Source organism: Brevibacillus sp. HB1.4B (assembly GCF_013284285.1).
Classification (GTDB): Bacteria; Bacillota; Bacilli; order Brevibacillales; family Brevibacillaceae; genus Brevibacillus; species Brevibacillus porteri.
Window position 1 is genome coordinate 542,192 of record NZ_JABSUT010000003.1, and the last position, 24,645, is coordinate 566,836.

The following is a 24,645-nucleotide window of genomic DNA, read 5'->3' on the forward strand; positions in this document are numbered from 1 at the left end:
TTGCAAGGAGATGGAAGCCTGTTGCACGTACAAGATGAGGTAAGAATCCCGTTTTCAGACGCATCTGAGGCCTTGCTGTTGTTCGGACCACATGACGCGTACCTAACACTGATCGAGCAAAGAAGTTCCGCTAAAATTATGACCCGAGAAGGCGAACTGGTTATTAGCGGGGATAAGCCGGAAGTGGACAAACTGACAGAGTTGATTGAAATTCTGCTACAGTTGATTCGCAGAGGGATTGCCCTGTCCGAACGAGACATCTCTTATGCGATGTCGTTGATTGAACGGGGAGAAGGTGCCCAACTGCTCGATGTGTATGATGAAGAAGTCGCTCGTACCCAACGTGGCAAAGTAATCAGGGCAAAGACATTGGGCCAGCGTCATTACTTGTCTGCGATCAAGAAGCATGACATTGTGTTTGGAATTGGACCAGCTGGTACCGGCAAAACGTATTTGGCTGTTGTCACAGCAGTAAATGCGTTGAAAAATGCGCGTGTCAAACGGATCGTTCTTACCAGACCGGCCGTAGAAGCGGGGGAGAGCCTTGGATTTTTGCCAGGAGATTTGCAGGAAAAAGTAGACCCTTATCTGCGTCCGCTCTATGATGCCTTGTACGACATGCTGGGCAATGAACAAGTCGCCAAAATGATGGAACGTGGACTCATTGAGGTTGCACCTTTGGCGTACATGCGTGGTCGTACGCTCGAAGATTCCTTTGTCATTTTGGATGAAGCCCAGAACACAACTCCCGAGCAAATGAAAATGTTTTTGACCAGGCTTGGTTTTGGTTCCAAAATGGTCATTACGGGTGATGTGACCCAGGTGGATTTGCCAAAAGGCAAGAAATCCGGATTGCGCGAAGCACAGCGCATCTTAAATCCGATTTCCGATGTAGCCTTTATTCATTTCCAAGAGGGAGACGTCGTTCGTCACAGTCTGGTACAAAAAATCATCGCTGCCTATGCCAAGGAAGAAGTAGATCACGGCTATTAATAAATGGCGTCACAAAAAGGAGATCGTTTATCTGTGTTATCTGTAGAAATCCTTCATGAAGAAATCGAGCCGATCGATGAGAATTTGCAAAACCTGCTTGTCCGTTGCCTGGAAGCAGCGGCTAAGCTGGAAGACGTACAAGGAGAAGTCGTTGTCACGCTGGTGAACAACGAGCGCATCCACGAGCTGAATCGCGACTATCGAGGCGTTGATCGGCCTACGGATGTTCTGTCCTTTGCGATGAACGAGCCGGGTGAAGGGGAAATGGAAATCTTCATCGATGAGGATGAGGCTAGCGAGTTTCCGAATATGCTTGGAGATATCATCATCTCCGTGCCAAAAGCACAAGAGCAGGCCGAAGACTATGGCCATTCATTTGAACGCGAACTCGGATTTCTCACGGTTCATGGTTTTCTTCACCTTCTTGGCTATGATCATGGGACGCCAGAAGAAGAGAAGGAAATGTTTTCACGTCAAGAAAAGGTGCTGGAAGAAATCGGCTTGACGAGGTAGGAGATTACGTTGAAGGAATGGCGACGATTGACTCGCAGCTTTGCCTACGCTCTACAAGGAATTTCCTATACCGTACGGACACAGCGAAACATGCAAATCCACGTAGCCGCAGCCATTGTAGTGCTGGCGGCAGCGTGGTGGCTGCAGATACCACGCAGCGATGTTTTGCTGGTCCTTTTTTCTATCGGTTTGGTCTTCTCCCTTGAGCTGGTAAATACCGCGATTGAAGCAGTCGTTGATTTAGCTTCCCCGGAATGGCACGCCAAGGCGAAGATTGCCAAAGATGTGGGAGCAGGAGCTGTGCTTGTAGCGGCGATCCTGTCCCTTTTCATCGGAGTCCTCGTATTTGGACAACCACTGTTGCAAAAAGTATGGGGATAGTTTTTACTAGTAGAGAAGAAGAAATTTTTTCATAGTCAAATGAGGTACCGGACGGGTCATTCTAGTTGACCTTTCAGTCTGGTTTCTTCGTGTCTCATTGGACAGATTCTGTTGTGAAATGATGTTAAAGATCAATCATATGAGGAATGATGAGAATGGATAAACAAGCATTATTAGCACAAGCAATCGAAGCCAGAAAGCTCGCTTATGTACCGTACTCCAAGTTTCAGGTAGGAGCAGCTCTTTTAGCTGAGAGTGGCAAGGTTTATTTGGGGGGCAATATTGAAAATGCAGCGTACTCGCTGTGCAACTGCGCAGAGCGTACGGCTCTTTTTAAAGCGTACTCGGAAGGCGATCGGACTTACAAAGCATTAGCCGTTTCTGCCGATACGCCGCAAGCTGTATCACCGTGCGGGGCTTGCCGACAAGTCATGGCAGAGCTGTGCCCGCCGGACATGCCTGTATTTTTGACAAATCTCAAAGGCGACATTTTGGAAACGACAGTATCTGCCCTGCTTCCAGGCGCATTCACCAAGGAGGATTTACGTGGATAATCGCAAGACCAAGCAATCGTTTAAATCGGGCTTTGTTTCCATTGTGGGGCGGCCAAATGTTGGAAAATCAACACTGTTGAATCATATTGTAGGACATAAAATCGCCATCATGTCGAATAAGCCGCAAACGACACGCAACAAAATTACGGCTGTTCATACGACAGAAGAGGGTCAGATCATTTTCTTGGATACACCTGGTATTCATAAGCCGCAGTCCAAACTCGGAAACTACATGGTTTCCGTTGCCGAAAATACATTGAACGAAGTAGATCTTGTTCTGTTTGTTGTCGACGCAACAGAGAAACGCGGAGCCGGGGACGACTACATCATCGAGCGTCTGAAGCAGGTCAAAACGCCAGTATTTTTGGTCATCAACAAAATTGACAAGGTGCATCCGGAAGCACTGCTGCCGATTATTGACGATTACCGCAAATTGTATGATTTCAAGCAGATTGTTCCAATCTCTGCGCTAGAAGGAAACAACACAGGTTCATTGCAGGAGGCTATTTTGGGCGAAATGGAAGAGGGCCCCATGTATTATCCTGCGGATCAGGTGACGGATCATCCTGAGCGTTTTGTAGCAGCCGAGTTGATTCGGGAAAAAGTTCTGCATTTGACGAGAGAAGAAGTACCTCACTCCATCGCTGTCGTGATTGAAGAGATGAAGCGAGGCGAAAATGGTAAAACGCTTTACATTTACGCGGCCATTTACGTAGAGCGGGATTCCCAGCGCGGTATTTTAATCGGGCAAAAAGGTCAGATGCTCAAAGAAATCGGTCAACGTGCGCGCAAGGATATCGAGCGACTGATGGGCGACCAAGTATTTTTGGAGCTCTGGATCAAAGTGAAAAAGGATTGGCGCAACCAAGAGCGGATGCTGCGTAACTTCGGTTTCTACGACGAGCAATAATATTCCCATCGCAATGTGTTAATTTTTCCAAGGCATAGAATAACGGGCAAAGGTGATTCTAAGAAGGAAGTGGATAGACCCGATATAGGAAAGGATGATGCTCCATGCTTCGTGACTTTTCTTGGAGAGTTTTCGCTTCAACCGGTGATATCCATGCTTACCTTCTCTACCGTGATCACCATCAAACGGATGTTTCCAGCGAGGAAACCTCGTTTGATCTCGCCCAGGAAGAATTGGGTGACACGCAGGCATGCTTGTAAAGTGGGAAGGGATTGTCATTCGCAGTGTGGACTATGGTGAGTCCAGTAAAGTGATGACATTGTTTACCCGGGAGAACGGCAAATTAGGCGTGATGGCCCGTGGTGCTAAAAAGACCAAAAGCCGCATTGCCGCCGTCTCCCAGTTGTTTTCGCATAGTTATTATCTATGCAAGGCAGGACCCGGTACGGGAATGCCAGATCTCTCTCAGGGAGATATGTTGGATTCGTTCCGGGATATGCGGCAAAGCCTGACTGCTACGGCTTATGCTGCATACATAGCAGAACTTTTGGATCGACTGACGCAGGAAAGGGAGCCGAATCCCTACTTGTTTCAGCTACTCCTTCATACGTTCCGCTATTTGGATGAAGGACGAGATGCTGAGATCCTGTGTCGTATTTTTGAGACCAAGATGCTAATTGTAGCGGGGATCTCCCCGCAGCTCACGGCGTGTGTAAACTGTGGCGAACAGCGGGAGCCCTATGCTATCAGTGTTGGACAGGGCGGCCTGTTGTGCCCAGTTTGCCAGCCCTCCGATCCGTATGCGATGGTAGTTACACCCTCTACCTGGAAGCTGTTACGGCTATTCCAGGTATTTGATTTGGAGCGGCTTGGTGACATTGAAGTAAAACCGGCTACACGCAACCAGCTCAAGCATGTGCTGCGGAGTTTTATGGACGAGTATCTGGATCTCAGGCTGAAAAGTCGAGCATTTCTGGAACAACTGGAGCGTATGGAAAGAATGACGCAATCCGATCAGGACTAATTGACATACGAATTTGTTTTCGTTATGATAAGAACCAAACTTGTATACCGAATGTTGCCATGAAGGAAAAGAGTAGTCGGCCACTGGCTGTGAATAGCGAATCGGGGGTAGTGAGAGCCCGGTCACCATGCTGATGAAGGGCGTTCTGGAGCAATTTGATTGTAAGGTGGGCGAAGAAGTCATTCGCCAAGTAGGGTGGAACCGCGAGAATCCTCTCGTCCCTACACTGTCGCATCAGGCAGTGTAGAGGCGGGAGGTTTTTTTAGTTTCGACTTAAAGCCAAGTTCTAATAAGTTTAGAGGAGGAAAAAGCATGAAAATGACATTTCAAGACATCATTTTGACGCTGCAAAACTTTTGGGCAAAGCACAACTGTCTCATTGTCCAGCCGTATGACGTTGAAAAAGGGGCAGGTACGCTAAACCCAATGACCTTCCTTCGTTCCATTGGACCTGAGCCGTGGAACGTGGCATATGTAGAGCCTTCCCGTCGCCCGGCTGACGGACGCTATGGGGAAAACCCGAACCGTTTGTATCAGCATCACCAGTTCCAAGTAATCATGAAGCCTTCCCCGGACAACATTCAAGAGCTGTACCTGGAGAGCTTGCGCGAACTCGGAATCGAGCCACTGGAGCATGATATCCGATTTGTAGAGGACAACTGGGAGCACCCAGGGCTTGGCGCTTGGGGTTTAGGCTGGGAAGTTTGGCTGGATGGAATGGAGATCACACAATTCACGTACTTCCAGCAAGTGGGCGGTCTGGAATGTAAACCAGTGGCAGTCGAGTTGACTTACGGACTGGAGCGTTTGGCTTCCTATATTCAGGAGAAAGAAAATGTGTTCGATCTGGAATGGTGCAACGGGTATACGTACGGGGATGTATTCTTGCAACCAGAATACGAGCATTCCAAATACACATTCGAGCTGTCTGATGTCGACATGCTGTTCTCTCTCTACAATACGTATGAGGCAGAAGCAAAGAGACTGATGGCGGAGCGACTGGTTTACCCGGCTTATGACTACGTACTGAAATGCTCCCACACCTTTAACTTGCTTGATGCGCGTGGAGCCATCAGTGTGACGGAGCGTACTGGCTACATCGCTCGTGTACGTAATCTGTCTCGTGAAGTAGCACAAACCTACTATAAAGAGCGTGAGCGCCTCGGTTTCCCGCTTTTGCAAAAAGGCAACGCAGACGCTGCGGATCAAGTGAATCAGGTGAAGGGAGAGGATACAAATGAGTAAGCGCGATCTACTTGTAGAGGTTGGTTTGGAAGAAATGCCTGCTCGTTTTGTCGCACAGGCAGCGGCACAATTCAAGGAAAAAGTAGAAAAGTGGCTGACTGCTGAGCGCGTGCCGTTCGATCAAATTACGGCATTGGAGACACCTCGTCGTTTTGCCCTGTTGATCAATGGATTGGCAGAAAAGCAGCCTGATCGCAATGATGAAGCGAAAGGCCCTGCACGCAAAATCGCACAAGATGAAGCGGGGAACTGGTCCAAGGCAGCACTCGGATTTGCACGAAGCAACAATGTTGAGCCTGACCAACTGTATTATAAAGAAGTAAACGGGATCGAGTATGTTCATGCGCGCAAATCCGAAGCGGGAAAACCAACTACCGAGCTGTTGCCGCAACTGGCTGAAGTGATCACCGGTATGAGCTTCCCGAAAAACATGCGCTGGGGCGCACGCGATTTGAAATACGTTCGTCCGATTCGTTGGCTGGTTGCTTTGTTCGGCGATGAATTGATCGATCTGGAGATTGCAGGCGTAAAAAGCGGACGCGTTTCTCGTGGACACCGCTTCTTGGGAACAGAGGTTACGTTGAATCACCCAAGCGAATACGTGAGCAAGCTGGCTGAGCAATATGTCATGGTGAATCCCGACGAGCGCAGAGCAGCCATTGTAGAACAGATTCATCGCTTGGAGAAGGAACATGGCTGGACGATTCCAATGGACGAAGGACTTCTGGATGAGGTAGTCCATCTTGTAGAATATCCAACCGCTCTTTACGGTACGTTTGAGCAAGAATTCCTTTCCATTCCACGTGAGGTTTTGGTTACCTCCATGCGTGAGCACCAGCGTTATTTCCCTGTGGAAAACGCACAGGGTCAATTGCTGAATCATTTTGTGACAGTGCGTAACGGAGACAGCCGCGCTCTGGATAACGTAGCGAAAGGAAATGAAAAAGTTCTTCGCGCACGTCTGTCTGATGCTCGTTTCTTCTACGTGGAAGACCAAAAGCTGTCCATTGAGAGCTGCCTGAAACGCTTGGAGACAATCGTTTACCATGAAGAGCTGGGAACAATCGGTGATAAAGTTCGTCGTGTACGCAAAACAGCTGCGCAAATTGCAAGCAAGCTGAGTGTGAGCGCGGAAGAGACGAAACAAGTAGACCGCATTGCAGAAATCGCAAAATTTGACCTCGTTACCAACATGGTAGGTGAATTCCCTGAACTGCAAGGGATTATGGGTGAAGATTACGCGCGCAAAGCGGGTGAGTCCGACCTCGTCGCAAGTGGCGTATTCGAGCATTACCTCCCGCGTTTTGCAGGGGACAAAATGCCTGCTTCCGCCCAAGGCGCTATCGCCAGCCTGGCTGACAAGATGGACACGATCGTAGGCTGCTTCTCGATTGGGATTGTGCCTACTGGCTCACAGGACCCGTATGGTCTGCGCCGTATGGCAGCGGGGATCGTTACGATTTTGGTGGAGCGCGACTGGCAAATTTCTCTTGCTGACCTGTGGAATGCCGCGATGGAAGGCTATGTAGCACAAGGCGTAAACAAGAGAGCGGCAGAAGACGTGAAAAAAGACCTCGTAGACTTCTTCGCACTCCGTCTGAAAAACGTCTTGCAGGATCATGGCGTTCGCTACGATGTCATCGACGCCGTTCTTGCTGCTGACCTGACACTGGTTCCAGAGGTGCTGGCAAAAGCGAAAGCACTGATGGGAGCGGTACAAACAGAAGAATTCAAGCTGATTGTGGAGCAGTTTAACCGGGTGAACAATCTGGCACAAAAAGCGGAAGCAGACCAAGTCAGCGAAGCTCTGTTCGCAGAAGATGTGGAACGTGCTTTGTATCAGGCATTCCAAGCTGTTCAAAAGGATGTAGAGGGTCTGAAGGATCAAGAGAAGGTGCTCGCAACCTTGTCAACCTTGCGCCAGCCGATCAACGCATTCTTTGATAAGGTAATGGTCATGGCCGAAGATCAGGCTGTTCGTGCGAATCGTCTGGGGCTTCTCTTGCAGCTTTCTCGTGTGCTTTATCGCTACGCAGATTTTTCCAAAGTTGTATTCGCGTAAACAAAATAAAACCGGTGCCTTCGTCTGAAAATCAGGCGGGGGCACCTTTTTTCCGCGTGAAAGAAGGAATATCCCGTCGAATAGAGTAATACTAGGAAGAGGTAAAGACAGAACCGGGGTGATTGGTCATCGAGCTTACCAAACGACAAGAGCACATCTTACAGATAGTGAAGGATGACGGACCGATAACAGGAGAGCATATCGCGGAGCGGCTGAATTTGACTCGCGCGACGCTACGCCCTGATTTATCCATCCTCACAATGTCAGGATATCTAGAAGCCAGACCTCGGGTCGGGTATTTTTATGCCGGCAGACCCGCAAGCTCAGTCATAAGTGAACGGCTTCACAAGCTTCTCGTCAATGACTACAAGGCGGTACCGATCGTGGTTTCCGAATCCGCCTCGGCATACGACGCCATCGTTACCCTCTTTTTGGAGGATGTTGGCACGTTATTCGTCGTCAATCAAAAAGGATATTTGGCTGGCGTGATCTCACGAAAAGACCTCCTGCGGGCTTCTTTAGGCAATAAGACGCTGGAGGATGTACCGGTCAGCATTATCATGTCTAGGATGCCGAATATCATTACATGTGCACCTGATGAGACCTTGTACGCAGCCGCCAAAAAGCTGATTGATTTTCAGATCGATTCTCTGCCTGTCGTAAGGCCGAGTGAGGAAGATCCGAAGCAAATGGAGCTGTTGGGGCGCGTCACCAAGACGACGATCGCGAAAGCATTTGTAGAATTGGGTAGCGAACCGAAAGTGTAGGAGGAGAAGCGATGCAAGGTAATCAGCAAGGACAGCTCATCTATGTAGTCTCAGACTCCATCGGCGAAACGGCCGAACTTGTCGTTCGCGCAGGAGCTAGTCAGTTTGATCGTTTTTTGTTTGATGTACAAAAGTATCCGTATATAGAAGACAAGGAATCGATTGACGAAATTATTGCTTCGGCAAAAGAATCGCGGGCAATGATTGTGTTCACTCTGGTCATTCCGGAGCTGAATGCGTATATTACACAACAAGCTGCTCTTCACGGAATTCCAGCTCTTGATGTTATGGGGCCTCTGATGAATACATTGCAGGGCATGTTAAAAGAGCCACCAACAGGAAAACCGGGCTTGGTTCGCCGTCTGGATGAAGAGTATTTCCGCAAAGTAGACGCCATCGAGTTTGCCGTCAAATATGACGATGGTCGGGACCCACGCGGCCTGTTGCGCGCAGATGTGGTTTTGATCGGCGTTTCGCGTACTTCCAAGACGCCTCTTTCCATGTATTTGGCTAACAAGCGACTTAAGGTTGCCAATGTTCCGCTTGTCCCGGAGGTAGAGCCACCAGAAGAATTGTTCCAACTGCCAATAGAAAGGTGTATTGGGCTTACCATCAATCCGGAGCAACTGAACGGCATTCGGACAGAGCGTCTGAAGGCACTAGGATTGACTGCCCAAGCAAATTACGCCAATCTCGAACGGATTGCTGAAGAACTGGCTTATTCCAAGCGCATTATTGAGCGCCTTGGATGTACCGTTATCGATGTATCCAACAAGGCAGTGGAAGAAACGGCAAACATCATTTTGGAGATGATTAGAAAAAACAATCTCCGTAATGAAAGGAAATAGGCCGAAAGAAGGAATTTGACGTTTTTTGTAGAAAATCAATTAGCCGGGGTACTTATCATAGGTGAGTTTCTCAGCGTTTATTGCACTTAGAAATGTGGAAAAGTAATAAAAGAAGAAAAGAAGTTTGATGTAAAGAAGGAAATTGACGAATTTTGACGAACTAAATATTCTCACGTGCGATTCTCCTTATAAAGGTGGAAAGACATGACTGGTCCCACTTCAGATGAATTTGTAAATCAAGTGCGTGCCGCTGTCGACATCGTAGACGTTGTAGGAGAGTACGTTCAACTGAGAAAAAGCGGTCGTGCCTTTCTCGGTCTATGTCCGTTTCACTCTGAAAAGAGCCCTTCCTTCAACGTAAATGCAGAGCGACAGTTTTTTCATTGCTTTGGCTGTGGAGCAGGTGGGGATATCTTTTCCTTTTTAATGAAACTGGAGCAATTGACTTTTCCAGAGGCACTGCACAAATTGGCGGAGCGTGCCGGGATAGCTGTGCCCCAGCCGCAGCAAGTAGAGGATTCACCTGAAAAACGGATGAAACATGCGATGCAGGAAGCGCATACGTTCGTTTCACGCCTCTACCACTACGTGCTTACGAAAACCCCTTATGGCGCAGAAGCGATGAAGTATCTCGCAAAGCGCGGAATGTCTGAGGCGACAATAGCCGAATATCAAATCGGATTCGCCCCGGATTCCTGGGATTTCGTAACGCAGCAGTTGACAAAGCGGGGATTTTTACAGGAATTGATGGTGGAAGCAGGGCTTTTGGCCAGAAGCGATTCAGGAAAAATCTTTGATCGCTTTCGAGGTCGTATCATGTTTCCAATCCAGGATTCCCAAGGTAACGTCATCGGATTTGGAGGACGCTTACTGCAAGGATCAAAGCCCAATTCCAACCAAAAGTCTCAACCCAAGTATCTGAATAGCCCGGAAAGCCTTTTGTTCAACAAAAGCGCTACGCTGTTTAATCTTCATCGTGCGCGCCCCATTATTAGAAAGAGAAAAGAGGCGCTATTGTTTGAAGGATATGTCGATGTCATATCGGCATGGCAGGCGGGTTTTATGCAAGGTATTGCCACTTTGGGAACAGCCTTGACGGAGCAGCAGGCCAGAATTCTTCGTCGCAATACAGAGTCTGTCGTACTCTGTTATGACGGAGATGCTGCAGGACAAGAAGCAACGAGCAAAGCGATTCATGTTTTGCAGCAAGCCGGTTTGATCGTTCGAGTTGCTCCACTTCCACAAGGAGTAGACCCGGATGATTACATCCGCCAGCATGGGGCTGAAGCATTTTCCCAGCAGGTATTGTTACAGGCGATGCCAATTACGGCTTTCCGTCTGAAACATTTACGCAGTCAGTTCGTAATAAAAGATGAGACGGACAAAGCTCGCTTAATCGCGAGGGCGGTCGAGATCATCAACGAGTTGGGCAGCCCGGTGGAACGGGACATGTATCAACGGCAATTGGCAGAAGAATACTCCCTTACTCTCGGTGATCTCAAATGGGAGTCCAAACGCGCGTACAATCAGCAAAAAAGTGAGCGCCAAAGGGATAAAGTGACGCCAGCATGGAATAATAGTATAAATAATGGCAAAGTTACGCTCGCGAAAACACTGCCACCCGCTTATCACACGGCTGAGCGCATGCTGCTTTACTACATGATGCGGAACGAAGAAATAGCCGCCCGCGTCCAACAGGAATGCAGCGCCCACTTTCAGGTGGATGAACACGATGCGCTGGCTGCCTACCTGTACGCCTACTATGCAGAGGGAAACCCGGAAGACCCTGGAAAGTTTATACATTACGTGCAAGACGATTTGTTAAAGCAATTAGCCTCGGGATTGGCCATGATGGAGTGTAACAACGATGTATCTGAATTAGAGATCGGTGACTACATCAAACAAGTGAATAACTACCCGAAGCGTGCCGAGTTGGAACGATTGCGCGATGAGCAGCGGAGCTTACACCTCCAAGCGGCCGCAGCGGACAGCGAGGATGCGCGCAAACAACTTGAACTTCAAGCAGCCGTTACAGGGATGAAGATTCTTGAATTGGAAAATGCTTTAAAAGAAGGGTAGCTTCAGATCATTCCCGGGGAAGGAGGGAAAGTAGATGAACAAGCAAAATATCACTTCCGACATGGAAGCAACGTCCATCGAACAAGTGAAGGAACAGCTGGTCGAATTAGGTAAGAAACGCGGCGCACTGTCGTATAAGGAGATTACTGCTCGCCTGGCAGGTTTCGAACAGGATTCTGATCAAATGGATGAGTTTTTTGAATATCTTGGTGATCAAGGCATTGAGATTAACAACAATGAGAATGAAGATGACGATGATGAAGTCGATCAAATGATCATCAAGGACGAGGACAACGAAGAATTCGATTATGACGATCTCTCCGTTCCGCCTGGAATCAAGATCAATGACCCTGTACGGATGTATCTGAAGGAAATTGGTCGAGTTCCTCTGCTCTCCGCAGAAGAGGAGATTAAACTGGCACAGCGAATTGAACAAGGTGATGAGGAAGCCAAAAGACGTCTGGCTGAGGCGAACTTGCGATTGGTTGTATCGATTGCGAAGCGTTATGTAGGACGCGGCATGCTATTCCTTGACTTGATTCAAGAAGGGAACATGGGTCTGATTAAAGCGGTGGAAAAGTTTGACTATCGCAAAGGCTACAAGTTCAGTACGTATGCGACCTGGTGGATTCGCCAAGCGATTACCCGTGCCATTGCGGACCAGGCTAGAACGATCCGTATTCCGGTTCATATGGTGGAAACGATCAATAAGTTAATCCGCGTTTCCCGTCAGCTTCTGCAAGAGCTAGGTCGTGAACCTATGCCAGAAGAAATCGCTGAAAAAATGGATCTCACTCCGGAAAAAGTTCGGGAAATCATGAAGATTGCTCAAGAACCAGTATCCCTGGAGACTCCAATTGGGGAGGAAGACGATTCCCACCTAGGTGATTTCATTGAGGATCAGGATGCATTGGAGCCATCTGATGCAGCTGCCTATGAACTCTTGAAAGAACAGTTGGAAGACGTTTTGGATACATTAACAGACCGGGAAGAAAATGTACTGCGTTTGCGTTTTGGATTAGATGACGGTCGTACACGGACGTTAGAAGAAGTAGGGAAAGTGTTTGGCGTAACCCGTGAACGGATTCGTCAGATCGAAGCAAAAGCGCTTCGCAAATTGCGTCATCCGAGTAGAAGTAAACGCTTAAAAGATTTCTTGGAATAACCGATATAAGAAGTATGTGGCCTACGTTAGCCGACGTAGGCTTTTCTTATTCATGAAAGTAAACACTTTTTGTCGTAGTTAGGAGGGGCCGCGTTGGACGACCAGCGCAAGCGCACGATTATCGCCGAAATTGAAAACTGGCGGCGCAACCATTTACTGCCTGAACATTACTGCATCTTCTTGTTAAATCTGTATACAGAAGGGGATCGGCCAAATACACCGGCATCCGCAGGCGGGAATGAGCGAATGGGAACGGCACCGGGTGTGCTGTCAGGAAAAGTCAATTCAACATCATCTGTCATAAATACATATGCACCTAGAACTGTCTCTCCAGTGACGGGGAAAATGGTAGTGGCATGGCTTCTTGGTGCCTTTGTTATTGCTGGTTTGATCTTACTTGCTTTTCATTTTAACCGTTTTCAAACCCCAATGCAAATTACCATCTTTGCCTGTTTCGCTCTTGTTTTCTATATTCTGGGACTCGTTTATCGAAGGTCGGCCCCGCCATTGACGCATTTATTCCTGGCTTTGTCATTTTTGATCTTGATCGCGGGAGGCGTGTATTGTATCCAAAAACTGGATGGTAGCATGCCGTTTGTCCTGTTCTACTTAGGCTTCGTTTGCATGTTACTGTGCATTAGCGCAATTGTTTTCGGCTACGCTTATTTGCTCTATGCGGGGTTACTGGGTTTGGCCATCTTGTATGGCATTACAACCGTTCATCGGGTAGGGATGGACTATACATGGTGGACTTCGGAGTTGTACTGGGTACCGCTTGCGTGCTTGCTCACAGGTATGGGCTTCTTGATGAATAAGGCCAATGCGAAATGGGCGGGAGTATTTGCAGTATGTGGACTTGCCTTTTTCTTTGGTGCAGAGATACAGGCTCTGTATATTCCAGATGCGAAGCGGGATATGATTCAATTACTGTTGTTCATAAAGGTGTTCATCGCGTCAACTTTATTCTTCTTCACGCGAGGATATTGGTATGCGTGGTTGCGACTATAGGACTCTGCATGACTTCTCGTTTTCCTCTCCCTGCTTATCTGTTACAATTTCAAAAGAGAGCAAACGGGGTGAATAGATGAACAACAAGTGGAAAGTATTAATCGGTATTTTGCTGGCGGCTATTTTTCTGGGTGGAGAAACAGTTGCCAAGTTTATGGGTGTAAATACATACAGTCTCGGATTCATAGCAGCCTCTGTATCTTTTTTGGGAGCGATTTTATTAGGAGCACGCCGATCATAGGCGTGTTTTTTTTGAGAAATTACCACATGAATCCAAATCGTGGTGTATAATGGTAAGAGTATTCTGAACAAACGCTCAGTCAAAATTGTGTGTTTCTTGATGGTTCTTTACTAAAGCGTTTTCAAGGGGGCAGCGATTATGAACTTCGATTTGACTTCAGAACAGCAAATGTTAAAAAAAATGATCCGCGAATTTGCTGATGAGGTAGTGGCACCAGGAGCAGATGAACGCGATCAAACCAAACAATTCCCTGTCGAAATATTCAAGCAGATGAGCGAATTGAACCTGATGGGTCTTCCTTTCTCTGAGAAATACGGGGGAGCCGGAGCCGATTCCACGAGTTTTGCGATCGTGGTAGAAGAGCTTAGTCGTGCATGCGGTTCTACAGGAATCACGTATTCGGCGCATATTTCGTTAGGTGGCGCTCCACTTGCTTTGTTTGGAACAGAAGAGCAGAAGCTGAACTATTTACCCAAAATCTGTTCGGGCGAAAGCTTTGGTGCGTTTGGCTTGACGGAACCGAATGCAGGGTCTGACGCAGGTGGTACGAGGACGAATGCGGTCTTGGCTGATGGGGAGTGGACGATTAATGGCTCCAAGTGCTTCATTACCAATGCCTCCTATGCTTCGTTTCTCGCCTTGACAGCTGTAACGGACAAAGAGCAGGGCTCACGCGGTATTACTGCTTTTATCGTTCCGACTGATGCATCTGGTTTTCAAGTGCTGGCTAACTATGAAAAGCTCGGCTTGCACAGCTCCAATACGACCGAGCTCGTGCTTGAAAATGTCCGGGTGCCAGAGGAAAACATCCTTGGGAAAAGGGGCGAAGGCTTCAAGCAGTTCCTCATTACACTTGATGGTGGGCGAATCGGGATCGGCGCTATGGCAGTAGGAATTGCACAGGCTGCCTACGACAAAGCGCTGCAATACTCCAAGCAGCGTACGGCATTTGGTAATTCCTTAAGTCATTTTCAAGCGATCCAGCACAAGCTGGCGGATATGGCGATGCAAATAGAGCTGGCGAGAACGATGGTGTATAAAGCAGCTTGGCTGAAGGATCATGGTCGCAAATTTACGAAAGAAGCAGCAATGGCAAAATTGTATGCTTCAGAGATTGCCATGTCTGCTACTCATCAGGCCATTCAGATTCACGGTGGCTATGGTTATATGCGGGAGTATCAGGTGGAACGATTTTTCCGCGATGCCCGTCTGTTAGAGATCGGCGAGGGGACATCAGAGATTTTACGTAATGTGATCGCTAGAGAAATCGGGTGCTAGCCTTTCGATGTTTACAATGAAAGAGCATGACTGCCAGCGAAAACTGACAGCCATGGCTCTTTTTTTGTTTCTTATTATTTTATTGATCGCCAGGTTGTACAGTTGGGAATCCAAAGCCACTAGCGATATCGTCACCTACAGCAGCGTTTGAGCCACCTTTGATGTCATTTCCTGTCGCACGTTTTTGCAATTCTACGCGAACATCTTGATTGCTCCAAGATGGATTGGATGCCCAGATTTTTGCAGCCAAACCTGAAATGTGTGGTGTTGCCATGGAGGTTCCGCTAATGGAGTTATAGCCTCCGTTATTCCATGTAGACTGAATAGCGCGTCCTGGTGCTGATACTTCCACATCGCGCTCTTGAATCACGTAGTCTCCCGCTTGCCCGCTCTTGCCGCGAGAAGAGAAGTCAGCTACACGGTAGGTACCGTTTTGTTGAACATTCTCTAACGCTGCTACGGCTACTGTATTCACTAATGCGCCAGGATAGCCAATGCTATTCACTGTCGGTCCAGAGTTACCGGCTGCAGCGACGACTAATACACCGTTTTGGTTTGCATACGTGATGGCATTTGCCATAAGGGTGCTCTTACTGCTAGAGCCAAGGGACATAGAGACGATCGTTTTCACGCCTAATTGAGCGGACTGGTCAGCAGCGTAACGAATGGCATAGGCAATGTCATCCTCATAGCCGGAGCCTGAGTCATCCAATACTTTATATGCCCATAGCTTAGCATCTGGTGCTACACCATAAATACCTGCGCCACCGCCGCCGTCAGCGAGAACAGTTCCAGCGACGTGTGTTCCATGACCATGCGCATCATTGCAAGCACCGGTAACAACAGGAGAAGAAGCTTGTGTGAAATCGTTGCACTGCTCTGCGTTAGCGGTTAGGTCTGGGTGCTGCGTATACACGCCAGTATCCAGGACTGCAACACGAACATCTGCACCGCCAGTCGCAGCAGAGAGGGACTGGTTCTTATAGATGGCTTTAATTCCCCACGGAACGACTGCTGCAGGAGAGAACTCTGGCTCGCTTGCCTGATCTTCTTCTATATACTCAGCGATCTTAAATTTTTTCAACACGGTAATTTTTACATTGGGATCGCTTTTCAGCTGGTTAAGTTGATCGCTATTTACATCGAGAGTAAAGCCCTCTTGACCAAAATCATGGCGTACATCCAGTGGTTCAGCAAAATAACCAGTTCTCACATCCGAATCTGACTGAATTAATACCCGTGCAGTACCAAGTTCACTGAATTCACTGGTTGAATCATTACTGGCTGCCCCCGCACCTGTGAAGACACTCATCACTAGCGCCGAAGAGAGTAAACCCATTGCCCACCACTTGCCGGTTCTTTTTTTCAAACTGTTCTCCTCCTTAAAGAAATTTAGTCTGTGTAGTTCATGATGTGCATGGCGTTAATATACATATCTGTAAAAAATTTGTAAATATTTATTTATTAAAATAAAGTTCACAATTTGGTAAAAATTAAGTTAAATTACATAAAATACCAAAAATATTGTCATGTTTAAAAACTTTCCTTGTTATTCCGAACATTACATCCAGCAGAATGGCTACCTGTAAGCTCCCGACTACTACCCAAGAGCCCCTCTTAGTTGCATTGTCCCTGCTTGGATGCAACAGCGAGGATTTTGTCGTTCTTTGCTGATCATCTGTTAGGGAATTAGCATTTCGCAATTGCTGCCAAATAGGGTAGAATAGAGGCAACGGAAGGTGAATATACAGATGACATCAGTATCAATATCCAAGCGGCTACAAACGATTGCCCGCTATTGTCCAGAAGGAGCCCGCGTCGCCGACATCGGGTCGGATCATGCGTTGTTGGCTTCTTATTTGCTTGTAAAAGGAATGGCTTCCTTCGTGATCGCAGGCGAATTGAATGAAGGGCCTTTTCAAGCGGCGCAAAAACAAATACATACATTGCAGGTAAAAGATCGCGCTTCGGTGCGTAAAGGAAACGGACTCGCAGTATTACAGCCTGGCGAAGCAGATGTAATCTGCATTGCGGGGATGGGCGGACAACTGATCGTTTCCATTTTGGAAGCAGGAAAAGACAAACTCGAAGGTGTACAACGCCTGATTCTGCAACCAAACGTAGGGGAAGAAGCGGTTCGCCTGTGGATGATAGAGAATGGTTGGCAGTTAATCGCAGAGTCCATTTTGCAGGAGGACGGCGTGATTTATGAGATTCTCGTTGCAGAACGAGGCAATCCTACCTTGCCTTATGAGGGCAAAGATCGTACACAGCAAGAGCTTCTGCGCATTGGTCCATTTCTTTGGGAGGAAAAATCAGAAGTATTACAAGAGAAGTGGCTGAGCGAGCAAGAAAAATGGCAAAAGGTCATCGTTCAATTAAAGCGTTCGGACAAGCCGGAAGCAGCAGAACGAATTAAAGAAATCGAAGCAGAAGTAAAATGGATCGATGAGGTGATTGCATGCTTGCGCACGGACAAACAGTAATCCAGTATGTAGAACGTCTGGCGCCAAAATCGTTGGCGATGGAAGGCGACAAGATTGGCCTTCATGTAGGCACCTTGCAAAAAAAGGTAAAAAAAGTAATGATCGCACTAGATGTGTTGGAATCTGTGGTGGATGAAGCAATTGCAGAGGGTGTAGACCTGATTGTGGCTCACCATGCCGTCATTTATCGACCACTCAAACACCTCCGGACGGATCTCGCCGCAGGACGTGTGTTCGAAAAGCTGATCAAGCACGACATTGCTGTATACACAGCCCATACTAATTTGGATGTTGCGTACGGGGGGATGAACGATTGGCTTGCAGAAGCGGTTGGACTCACTGACATAGAAGTACTGGATGTTCTTTCACGAGAGGCTTGGAAGAAGCTCGTCGTATTTGTACCCGCTACCCATAGAGAAGCAGTATTTTCCGCTCTTGCTGAAGCGGGTGCAGGGCATGTAGGCAACTATAGCCACTGTTCTTTTCAGACAGAAGGGACTGGAACCTTTTTACCAGGAGAAGGAACGAATCCCCATATCGGTTCGACAGGCCAGTTGGAAAAAGCAGAGGAAGTTCGCATCGAGATGATTGTTCCTGCTTCCAGACAGTCGGCTGTGGTCAAAGCCATGCTTGCTGCTCATCCCTACGAAGAAGTCGCCTATGACATCATTCCTTTGGAGCAGTCCGGAACTGCATATGGAATTGGACGTATTGGCAGTCTTCCTGCACCACTGACGCTGCGTGAGTTTGCTTTGCTCGTCAAAGAACGTTTTTCCCTCCATGGTCTTCGCGTAGTTGGTGACTTGGATGCGATAGTCAAAAAAGTAGCGGTAGTAGGTGGAGACGGTAGCTCTTTTGTTTCCAAAGCCATTTTTAAAGGCGCGGATGTTTATTTAACCGGAGACATTGGGTATCACACCGCACACGATGCACAAGCAGAAGGCTTGTCGATCGTAGATGCTGGTCACAATATCGAAAAAATCATGAAGGAAAAGCTGGCGGCCATCTTGCTTGAACAATTGCAGGCAAATGGTTACGAAACAGAGGTTATTCCTTCGCGCGTGCACACAGATCCGTTCCAGTTTGTATAAGACGTAGCAGGATCAACCTTTGATTGCCTGCCAGATGAAGTGTAGGAGGATTTTATGTGCAAAAACTAATCCGAACGATTTCTTGTGGATTATTAACGTTAAGCTTACTCACCCCCGGCGTCGCATCAGCGGCTGGGGGCTTATTGCCATACAATGACATCAACAAGCACTGGGCGAGAAACGCAATCATTCAAGGTGTGCAGCTCGGTTTGTTTGAGGCTGGTCCAAATGTTCCGAAGTTTTACCCAAATCGTGACATGACACGTGCGGAATTTCTCGTGATGATCGATCGTCTTTATTACGGTGGGCAGTATCAGATCTATCCGCTTACTTTCTTATCCGAGCATTCAGAGTGGGCGCGAGCAGAAGGTTTTCAGGAACCGTATTTGCCGTATAAAGATGTTGATCGCCTGACCTGGATGTACAAACCAACGTTGCGCATTTCCACGATCTTGGACAGACTGTACGGGCCAAATGCGATTCAGTACATTTTTCCTGGTGAGATGATGAAGCCGAATCAGCCGATCACCAACGAAGAAGCTGCCAAGATATTGCAAATGTTCACGATGTCTCCAGATAGTAAAAATGCTTGGGAAGAAGTGCGTTCATGGGGATGGCTAGACGGAGAAAAAACGGATCGGGTGAAGCGGGGAGATGCTGCTGTCGCAGCTGATCGCATGGTGAATTATTTCCTTCAGGATGGAATCATGCCTCTGTTGGATTATGATGGGAAAAAGTTCCCGATGGTCCCGGATATCGAAGAGGTATTGCCGTTATTCGCTACCTATGTAGATCCCAAAACAACCGAAGAACAGATTTACGTAGATGCGGCTGCCGCTATTCGCAGTAGAAATGATAGTGAAGAGACATTTGCGCAGTTACGCAAGCTGGCCGATTCCTCCTTCCCCAATCAAGTCGGTGTTCACTATTTATTGAGCTGGAATCCTGAAACACCGCTTGAAACCAATCTGGATGAAGCTTTTCTTGCTATCGACGCTTACCTCGAGGACAGAATCATTCTCCCAGGCACACTCGGGCTATTAACTGCCAATGTGTACGATATTGCCTTGCAGCTAGGGAACACGGATCAAAGCCAGTATCAAAAAGTGCTCGACCGCTTCAGTGTCTATGAACAAAAATTCAAGCGAAATCCCAAAGAATGGGAATCGGTTGCCGTGTATTTGGGGGCACTAGAAATCAGGGGTGGTCAGATAGACCTGGCGTTGGCACGTTACAAGCAATTTGCTGACAGAAGCCCAGAAGCATTGTTGAATACTTCCTATTATTATTTGCAGGAAGGACGTATTCAGGAAGCAGAAGAAGTTCTTGCTGCGATGAAACCGAAAGCGTCAGACAGCAGAATGAAACAACTGGACAAAATGTTGCGTCAAGAGTTTGCCTCTTTAAAAGATCAGCCAGCTATTATTTCTGATTTGGGATACTCTTTGCGTCAGTTGGACAATGCCGACACCTACCAAGTGAAGGGCGAAGCGGTGTTGAGTGGATTGACGTTCTCATACACGCAGGATATTAACAAGGAAAAACAAATAAGCAGAATATCCGGCTTTTATCAATCTCCTCAAAAACTAATATCAGACAAGCTGCTCTCTTATACAGATGGGAAAACAAACACGCAATACTCGTACGATACGGATCGGCAGACATGGGACAAGAATAGAACGGACAAAGTTGACTTTTTGCACGAGTGGGTTGGTGCTGTCAAGGTAACCGATCGTGCTAAGGAGCTTCATGCTCGCTACTACAAGCAATCTTACGGGAAGTACGATGTCATTACGGAATGGATTCCGGGCTCTATGCTAGTAGAGAAATCAAAGAAGGTTACGCTCGGACAAGGAAAAGTGAAAGACGTTCCTTTGTTCATGAACAAGTATTATATTGATCGGGCCAGCGACCAAATTGTTAAACATACGTGGCGTTATGAAGAAATTTATGAGGGCGACGGATATGTAGCCTATTCGGGTACCGACAATTACGACTTTACAAGCAATGTTGTATTTTCGATACCTGATGATGTTCGAAAAGGGGTGGCTCCATGAAGCGAATTAGTCAATGGGCAATAGCAATTGTCCTACTACTTACAACTGTTCTTCCTGTGCAAGCGGCAGAGTATCCTTACGAAGAAACGGAAGAAGTGTTCCTGCACGTCATGGAGAGCCACTTGAGCAAGCCGGCAGCCAAACAATTGGTAAAAGGGGCTCTAGAGGTGGTCAGCGAGCAGGCCAAACTGAAAAAACAGCTTCAGTTCGAAGTTTCTGAAGAAGATGATACTTGGGACGAGTTGGAATTGAGGCTTGCAGAATGGCAGAAGAAAGGCGGGTTTGATACGCCGACGATGAACATTTGGGCGATTGATGGAATGCTCTCCACGCTCAATGACCCGCACAGCGTATTTTTTACCCAAGACGAATTGCGTCTGTTCCAATCTGACGTTGAAAATCAATTTGTTGGATTTGGCTTTCGTCTGCGGCTGCAAAATGATCATATTATCATCCGTGAAATCGTTCCGAATTCTCCAGCAGCAGCATCTTCCTTGCAACGAGGCGATCAATTGATCAATGTCAATGAGACCTCGTTGGTCGGAAAGACTTTTGAAGAAGCGTATGCTTATTTGAAGGGAAACGAAGGGACCGAAGCCGTTCTTACTGTGTATCGTCCATCCGACAAACGGGAGCACCAAGTGAAGCTGAAGCGTGCCTTCATGACCTTGCCGGAAGCGGAAGGACAGATGTTTACGAAAGGCGCGGTTGGCTATATCAGTCTTGAAACATTCGGATCAGAAGGAGCTATCCAGGTAAGGGATAAGCTCGCAGAACTTTCCCGTGTGCAAAAACCGTTGTCCGGATTGGTGTTAGACCTGCGTGATAATGGCGGGGGATACTTGGTCACAGCGCGGGACATCGCGAGTCTCTTTATGGAAGAAGGCCTGCTTATGTACACCACGAATCGCAATGGGGTAGAGGTAGAGACGTGGGTACGAAATGGGCAGGATATCGGCATTCCAGTGCGAATTTTGGTAAACGGCGGAACAGCTTCTGCATCTGAGCTGTTGTCAGGTGCGCTGCGTGATCATGGTATCGCCAAACTTGTGGGTACCAAAACATTTGGAAAAGGGAGTGCTCAACAAGTTATTCCGTTGTCAGACGGTGACGCACTCAAGCTTACACTGAATGAATATTTTACTCCTAAGCATACCGTGGTAAATCACGTAGGGCTTCAACCAGATATGGTTGTGGAGGATTATGGAGCACAAGTAGTAGAAGCTCTCCACTCCTTGAACGTCAGGACGTGGGAACTGAGTGACGCAGAAGGCGACACAGTCATCAATGGAATTCCTTTCCCGACAGTGGATCCTCTCTTTAAACAAACGCCTCAAGGGCTGCAAATCCGAGCTGCTATACTCTCACATTTGCTGGGTGATCCGTCCATTGGTGAAAAAGATTATGTGGTACTCGCTCCGTATTTGAAAAAGTACCCTGCACTCAAACTGCAAACGAAAAATGGTGTTAACACCCTCACATTTACTTCGTAAGCAAGATCCCCTATCGCTTTTTGGCGAGCAGGGGCTTTTTCTTTTTCAGGCGTATACTCGGTAATGGAAAATCGAACACTATCAGGTGCGACTATGACTACTACGTCTACTACGACAAGAAGGGTGGCAGCCGGATGAAAAAGGTCATACTTTTCCTGATCGACTCCATGATGCCTGATGTTCTGGAGCGATGCATTGCTGCCAATAAAGCACCGGCACTTCGGTTTTTCATGGAGCATAGCCAGTACATACCAGATTGTGTGACTGTTTTCCCTACGATGACGGCTTCGATAGACTGCTCCCTCATAACGGGGGTATACCCCGATCAGCACAAAGTACCGGGGCTAGTTTGGTATGATGCAGAGCAGAAAAAGATGGTGAATTATATAAATGGGGCCAATCCCATCCGAAAAATAGGAGTCTTAAGCTGTGCAGAAAATGTCCTTTTTGATTTGAATGAACGTCATCTTAGCAAGGATGTCAAAACCATTCATGAGGTACTGGAAGAAAACAATTTCGTATCGGGTTCCATCAATGTGATTGCCCATCGCGGACATAAGCAGCATAAGGTGAAAATGCCGACCTTGCTTGATACAATCACATCTTTTTCCTTGCGAGAAAAGGTGAGTGGTCCAACGATCATGAGCATGGGGACGCTAGTCCGTCCTGCATTGTTTCGCTCTGTCCCTTGGGATTTCGCCCAATCCGCTTTAGAAGGCTACGGGATTAACGATGCCTATGCAATCGATGTCATGATCGAAGTGATACGCAGTGGTCAGCAGCCGCATTTTACGCTGGTCTATTTGCCAGAGAATGATCATAAACTCCACAATTCCCCGGAGGATGCCGTACAGCACTTGGCAGATGTGGACAAGCAATTGGCTCGTTTGCTGGATAGCTTCGCGTCATGGGAGCAAATGCTGGAAAGAAACGTATGTATTTTGATTAGTGATCATGGGCAAACCGTTATCGGTGCAAGTGAAGACCACAATATTCCACTGAATCATCTCCTGGCGAATTTTTCGATCCATGCGCTTGGTGCCGAGGTGACACCAGAAGTGGAAGTGGTCATTTGCAATAATGAGCGTATGACTTTTTTGTACCCAGTGAATGGAACGAATCCACTTTCTATTGTAGAAGCGGTTAGTGTGGAAGAAAGAATTGATTTGATTGCTTGGAAAGAGGGAGAGAAGGTAAAGGTGCGTCGTGGTGGAACACAACAGGAAATGTGTTTTTGGCGCAATGGGGAGTATCAAGATGCGTATGGTTCTTCTTGGTCTGTTGAAGGGGACGTTTCCGTGCTGGATGTGCAATATGATGGAGAGTGTCTTTCTTTTGATACATACCCGGATGCTTTTTCTCGACTATACGGGTCGCTGTTCTCGCAGACCGTTGACGTGGTAGTCGTTACTGCTGCCAAGAGCTATGAATTTTTATCGGAATGTGCTCCCACGCATTTAGGTGGAGGAAGTCACGGCTCACTGCATAAGCAAGATTCGCTGATTCCGTTAGTGATTGCAGGTGCTTCGGAGATGTTTCCACTCCCAGCAAGACTGGTTGATGTCAAAGATTTTATTCTTCGAGAGCTGGGGATTCCGTCAGTCTCAAATCGGCAATGAGCGGGACATGATCGGACCAATTGACAGGAAGCAGCTCGTAGTGCTCAATATTCCAGTGATGAGAAGCAAAAATATAGTCCAGACGTCGGCGGAAGGCTGGAAGAGTTGGTATTTTTTCCTGACCTGAGACAAGAGCACAGTCCATCAGGTGTGGAGTAAAGGACACATTACTCGCGTTGAAATCCCCCATTAGGAGTAATGGGGCTTTTGCGTGTTGCTGTATTAATGTCGACATGAGCTGTAGCTGGGCCAGTCTGCTTACTTGATTCAAGCTGCAGTGTGTAACGCAAAGCGTAATCGTACGACCGTACCCTTGGAAGGATGCATACAGGAGGGTTCGTTGCTCTTTTCTGGCTGGCAAAACGATGGCGTCGACATTTTCAAGCGCGTACTTCGATAGCAGTGCATTGCCGTAATACCCATCTCCTATCGCAATTGAAGGGGAGAAGGCTAGGTGATACTGTAATTGATCGGCGATGTAGCTCGCTTGATACCCATACTTCCCGTTTTGGTGGACTTCCTGAAGACCGATGATGTCTGGTTGCAAGTCCTTTAAAGTCAGAGTCATTTCGTTCAAACGTTTTCGCCACCAGAGGTCACGGCCGCTATGAATGTTGTAGCTGACTACACGCACCCTCGTTCACTTCCTTTGTTAGACGTCATTTTTTTAACTTATTTAGTTTTTCCTATTGCATTAGGTTTTAGTCTATGCTATATTAAAAAACGTCGCCTCTGCTTGAGGCACAGATGGAATAAAATGCTCCTTGAAAACCGGAATAGAATTAATCTGTGAAAATAAGCTTGTGTTTTACTTGAAGTCAGATTCATCTT

The 24,645-nt window shown here is 47.4% G+C and carries 23 protein-coding genes; 21 read left to right on the forward strand and 2 right to left on the reverse strand.

All coding sequences use genetic code 11. The features are described from left to right. Positions 1-21 precede the first annotated feature (21 nt). The 16 genes from HP398_RS10545 to HP398_RS10620 all read left to right on the forward strand — a co-directional run bounded on the left by HP398_RS10545 (position 22) and on the right by HP398_RS10620 (position 15,068). Positions 22-993, forward strand: a complete 972-nt coding sequence (locus HP398_RS10545; protein WP_017247744.1) for a PhoH family protein — start codon at positions 22-24, stop codon at positions 991-993. A gap of 3 nt (positions 994-996) precedes the next feature. Next, the gene (ybeY, locus tag HP398_RS10550; protein ID WP_173622527.1) at positions 997-1,506 is read left to right on the forward strand and encodes an rRNA maturation RNase YbeY; all 510 of its coding nucleotides are present in this window, start codon (positions 997-999) and stop codon (positions 1,504-1,506) included. A gap of 9 nt (positions 1,507-1,515) precedes the next feature. After that, positions 1,516-1,887: a diacylglycerol kinase family protein gene (locus tag HP398_RS10555; RefSeq protein ID WP_017247746.1), complete on the forward strand. Its 372-nt coding sequence runs from the start codon at positions 1,516-1,518 to the stop codon at positions 1,885-1,887. A gap of 155 nt (positions 1,888-2,042) precedes the next feature. Further along, the gene (locus tag HP398_RS10560; RefSeq protein ID WP_017247747.1) at positions 2,043-2,441 is read left to right on the forward strand and encodes a cytidine deaminase; all 399 of its coding nucleotides are present in this window, start codon (positions 2,043-2,045) and stop codon (positions 2,439-2,441) included. Then, positions 2,434-3,351, forward strand: a complete 918-nt coding sequence (era, locus tag HP398_RS10565; protein ID WP_069850248.1) for a GTPase Era — start codon at positions 2,434-2,436, stop codon at positions 3,349-3,351. The genes HP398_RS10560 and era overlap by 8 nt, the downstream gene beginning before the upstream one ends. Positions 3,352-3,455: 104 nt before the next feature. Continuing rightward, positions 3,456-3,611 carry a YqzL family protein gene (locus HP398_RS10570; RefSeq protein ID WP_012685773.1) on the forward strand — a complete coding sequence of 52 codons (156 nt, stop codon included), beginning with the start codon at positions 3,456-3,458 and terminating at the stop codon, positions 3,609-3,611. Continuing rightward, the gene (gene recO / locus HP398_RS10575; RefSeq protein WP_173622528.1) at positions 3,602-4,375 is read left to right on the forward strand and encodes a DNA repair protein RecO; all 774 of its coding nucleotides are present in this window, start codon (positions 3,602-3,604) and stop codon (positions 4,373-4,375) included. Before HP398_RS10570 ends, recO begins: the two co-directional genes overlap by 10 nt. Positions 4,376-4,693: 318 nt before the next feature. Then, on the forward strand, positions 4,694-5,620 hold the full coding sequence (gene glyQ / locus HP398_RS10580; protein ID WP_035290997.1) for a glycine--tRNA ligase subunit alpha: 927 nt from the start codon (positions 4,694-4,696) through the stop codon (positions 5,618-5,620). Continuing rightward, the gene (gene glyS, locus HP398_RS10585; RefSeq protein WP_173622529.1) at positions 5,613-7,682 is read left to right on the forward strand and encodes a glycine--tRNA ligase subunit beta; all 2,070 of its coding nucleotides are present in this window, start codon (positions 5,613-5,615) and stop codon (positions 7,680-7,682) included. The genes glyQ and glyS overlap by 8 nt, the downstream gene beginning before the upstream one ends. A 122-nt stretch (positions 7,683-7,804) precedes the next feature. Continuing rightward, positions 7,805-8,449 (forward strand): transcriptional regulator CcpN, encoded by a 645-nt coding sequence (gene ccpN / locus HP398_RS10590; RefSeq protein ID WP_012685777.1) that lies wholly within the window; start codon positions 7,805-7,807, stop codon positions 8,447-8,449. 11 nt (positions 8,450-8,460) lie between these two features. Beyond that, entirely contained in the window at positions 8,461-9,297 is an 837-nt protein-coding gene (locus HP398_RS10595) for a pyruvate, water dikinase regulatory protein (RefSeq protein WP_017247752.1), read from the forward strand. Between the two features lie 204 nt (positions 9,298-9,501). Continuing rightward, positions 9,502-11,376 carry a DNA primase gene (gene dnaG / locus HP398_RS10600; protein WP_173622530.1) on the forward strand — a complete coding sequence of 625 codons (1,875 nt, stop codon included), beginning with the start codon at positions 9,502-9,504 and terminating at the stop codon, positions 11,374-11,376. Positions 11,377-11,410: 34 nt separating this feature from the next. Beyond that, the gene (gene rpoD, locus HP398_RS10605) at positions 11,411-12,541 is read left to right on the forward strand and encodes an RNA polymerase sigma factor RpoD (RefSeq protein ID WP_007727582.1); all 1,131 of its coding nucleotides are present in this window, start codon (positions 11,411-11,413) and stop codon (positions 12,539-12,541) included. Between the two features lie 93 nt (positions 12,542-12,634). Continuing rightward, positions 12,635-13,549 (forward strand): hypothetical protein, encoded by a 915-nt coding sequence (locus HP398_RS10610; RefSeq protein ID WP_017247755.1) that lies wholly within the window; start codon positions 12,635-12,637, stop codon positions 13,547-13,549. A gap of 76 nt (positions 13,550-13,625) precedes the next feature. Next, the gene (locus HP398_RS10615) at positions 13,626-13,790 is read left to right on the forward strand and encodes a hypothetical protein (RefSeq protein WP_017247756.1); all 165 of its coding nucleotides are present in this window, start codon (positions 13,626-13,628) and stop codon (positions 13,788-13,790) included. A gap of 138 nt (positions 13,791-13,928) precedes the next feature. Continuing rightward, complete coding sequence (locus HP398_RS10620; RefSeq protein WP_173622531.1) at positions 13,929-15,068, forward strand: acyl-CoA dehydrogenase; 1,140 nt, start codon at positions 13,929-13,931, stop codon at positions 15,066-15,068. 79 nt (positions 15,069-15,147) lie between these two features. On the opposite strand, the gene HP398_RS10625 is transcribed toward HP398_RS10620, so the two are convergent. Then, entirely contained in the window at positions 15,148-16,437 is a 1,290-nt protein-coding gene (locus tag HP398_RS10625; RefSeq protein ID WP_017247758.1) for a S8 family peptidase, read from the reverse strand. Positions 16,438-16,819: 382 nt separating this feature from the next. Between HP398_RS10625 and HP398_RS10630 the strand changes: the two genes are divergently transcribed. The 5 genes from HP398_RS10630 to HP398_RS10650 all read left to right on the forward strand — a co-directional run bounded on the left by HP398_RS10630 (position 16,820) and on the right by HP398_RS10650 (position 23,814). Continuing rightward, entirely contained in the window at positions 16,820-17,554 is a 735-nt protein-coding gene (locus tag HP398_RS10630) for a tRNA (adenine(22)-N(1))-methyltransferase (RefSeq protein ID WP_017247759.1), read from the forward strand. Continuing rightward, entirely contained in the window at positions 17,530-18,645 is a 1,116-nt protein-coding gene (locus HP398_RS10635; protein ID WP_017247760.1) for a Nif3-like dinuclear metal center hexameric protein, read from the forward strand. The genes HP398_RS10630 and HP398_RS10635 overlap by 25 nt, the downstream gene beginning before the upstream one ends. A gap of 56 nt (positions 18,646-18,701) precedes the next feature. Continuing rightward, complete coding sequence (locus HP398_RS10640) at positions 18,702-20,702, forward strand: S-layer homology domain-containing protein (protein ID WP_017247761.1); 2,001 nt, start codon at positions 18,702-18,704, stop codon at positions 20,700-20,702. Next, positions 20,699-22,195, forward strand: a complete 1,497-nt coding sequence (locus tag HP398_RS10645) for a S41 family peptidase (protein ID WP_173622532.1) — start codon at positions 20,699-20,701, stop codon at positions 22,193-22,195. Before HP398_RS10640 ends, HP398_RS10645 begins: the two co-directional genes overlap by 4 nt. Before the next feature lie 134 nt (positions 22,196-22,329). After that, a complete protein-coding gene (locus tag HP398_RS10650; RefSeq protein WP_173622533.1) occupies positions 22,330-23,814 on the forward strand; it encodes an alkaline phosphatase family protein in 1,485 nt (494 codons plus the stop codon). Here the strand turns inward: HP398_RS10650 and HP398_RS10655 are convergent. After that, the gene (locus tag HP398_RS10655) at positions 23,768-24,448 is read right to left on the reverse strand and encodes an endonuclease/exonuclease/phosphatase family protein (RefSeq protein WP_173622534.1); all 681 of its coding nucleotides are present in this window, start codon (positions 24,446-24,448) and stop codon (positions 23,768-23,770) included. The genes HP398_RS10650 and HP398_RS10655 overlap by 47 nt on opposite strands. Positions 24,449-24,645 lie beyond the last annotated feature (197 nt).

Bases quoted from the DNA above. Each gene is read 5' to 3' on its own strand.
- ybeY (WP_173622527.1), top strand. From the start codon at position 997: ATGGCGTCACAAAAAGGAGATCGTTTATCTGTGTTATCTGTAGAAATC.
- HP398_RS10560 (WP_017247747.1), top strand. From the start codon at position 2,043: ATGGATAAACAAGCATTATTAGCACAAGCAATCGAAGCCAGAAAGCTC.
- HP398_RS10570 (WP_012685773.1), top strand. From the start codon at position 3,456: ATGCTTCGTGACTTTTCTTGGAGAGTTTTCGCTTCAACCGGTGATATC.
- recO (WP_173622528.1), top strand. From the start codon at position 3,602: ATGCTTGTAAAGTGGGAAGGGATTGTCATTCGCAGTGTGGACTATGGT.
- glyQ (WP_035290997.1), top strand. From the start codon at position 4,694: ATGACATTTCAAGACATCATTTTGACGCTGCAAAACTTTTGGGCAAAG.
- glyS (WP_173622529.1), top strand. From the start codon at position 5,613: ATGAGTAAGCGCGATCTACTTGTAGAGGTTGGTTTGGAAGAAATGCCT.
- HP398_RS10595 (WP_017247752.1), top strand. From the start codon at position 8,461: ATGCAAGGTAATCAGCAAGGACAGCTCATCTATGTAGTCTCAGACTCC.
- dnaG (WP_173622530.1), top strand. From the start codon at position 9,502: ATGACTGGTCCCACTTCAGATGAATTTGTAAATCAAGTGCGTGCCGCT.
- rpoD (WP_007727582.1), top strand. From the start codon at position 11,411: ATGAACAAGCAAAATATCACTTCCGACATGGAAGCAACGTCCATCGAA.
- HP398_RS10615 (WP_017247756.1), top strand. From the start codon at position 13,626: ATGAACAACAAGTGGAAAGTATTAATCGGTATTTTGCTGGCGGCTATT.
- HP398_RS10620 (WP_173622531.1), top strand. From the start codon at position 13,929: ATGAACTTCGATTTGACTTCAGAACAGCAAATGTTAAAAAAAATGATC.
- HP398_RS10630 (WP_017247759.1), top strand. From the start codon at position 16,820: ATGACATCAGTATCAATATCCAAGCGGCTACAAACGATTGCCCGCTAT.
- HP398_RS10635 (WP_017247760.1), top strand. From the start codon at position 17,530: ATGCTTGCGCACGGACAAACAGTAATCCAGTATGTAGAACGTCTGGCG.
- HP398_RS10645 (WP_173622532.1), top strand. From the start codon at position 20,699: ATGAAGCGAATTAGTCAATGGGCAATAGCAATTGTCCTACTACTTACA.
- HP398_RS10650 (WP_173622533.1), top strand. From the start codon at position 22,330: ATGAAAAAGGTCATACTTTTCCTGATCGACTCCATGATGCCTGATGTT.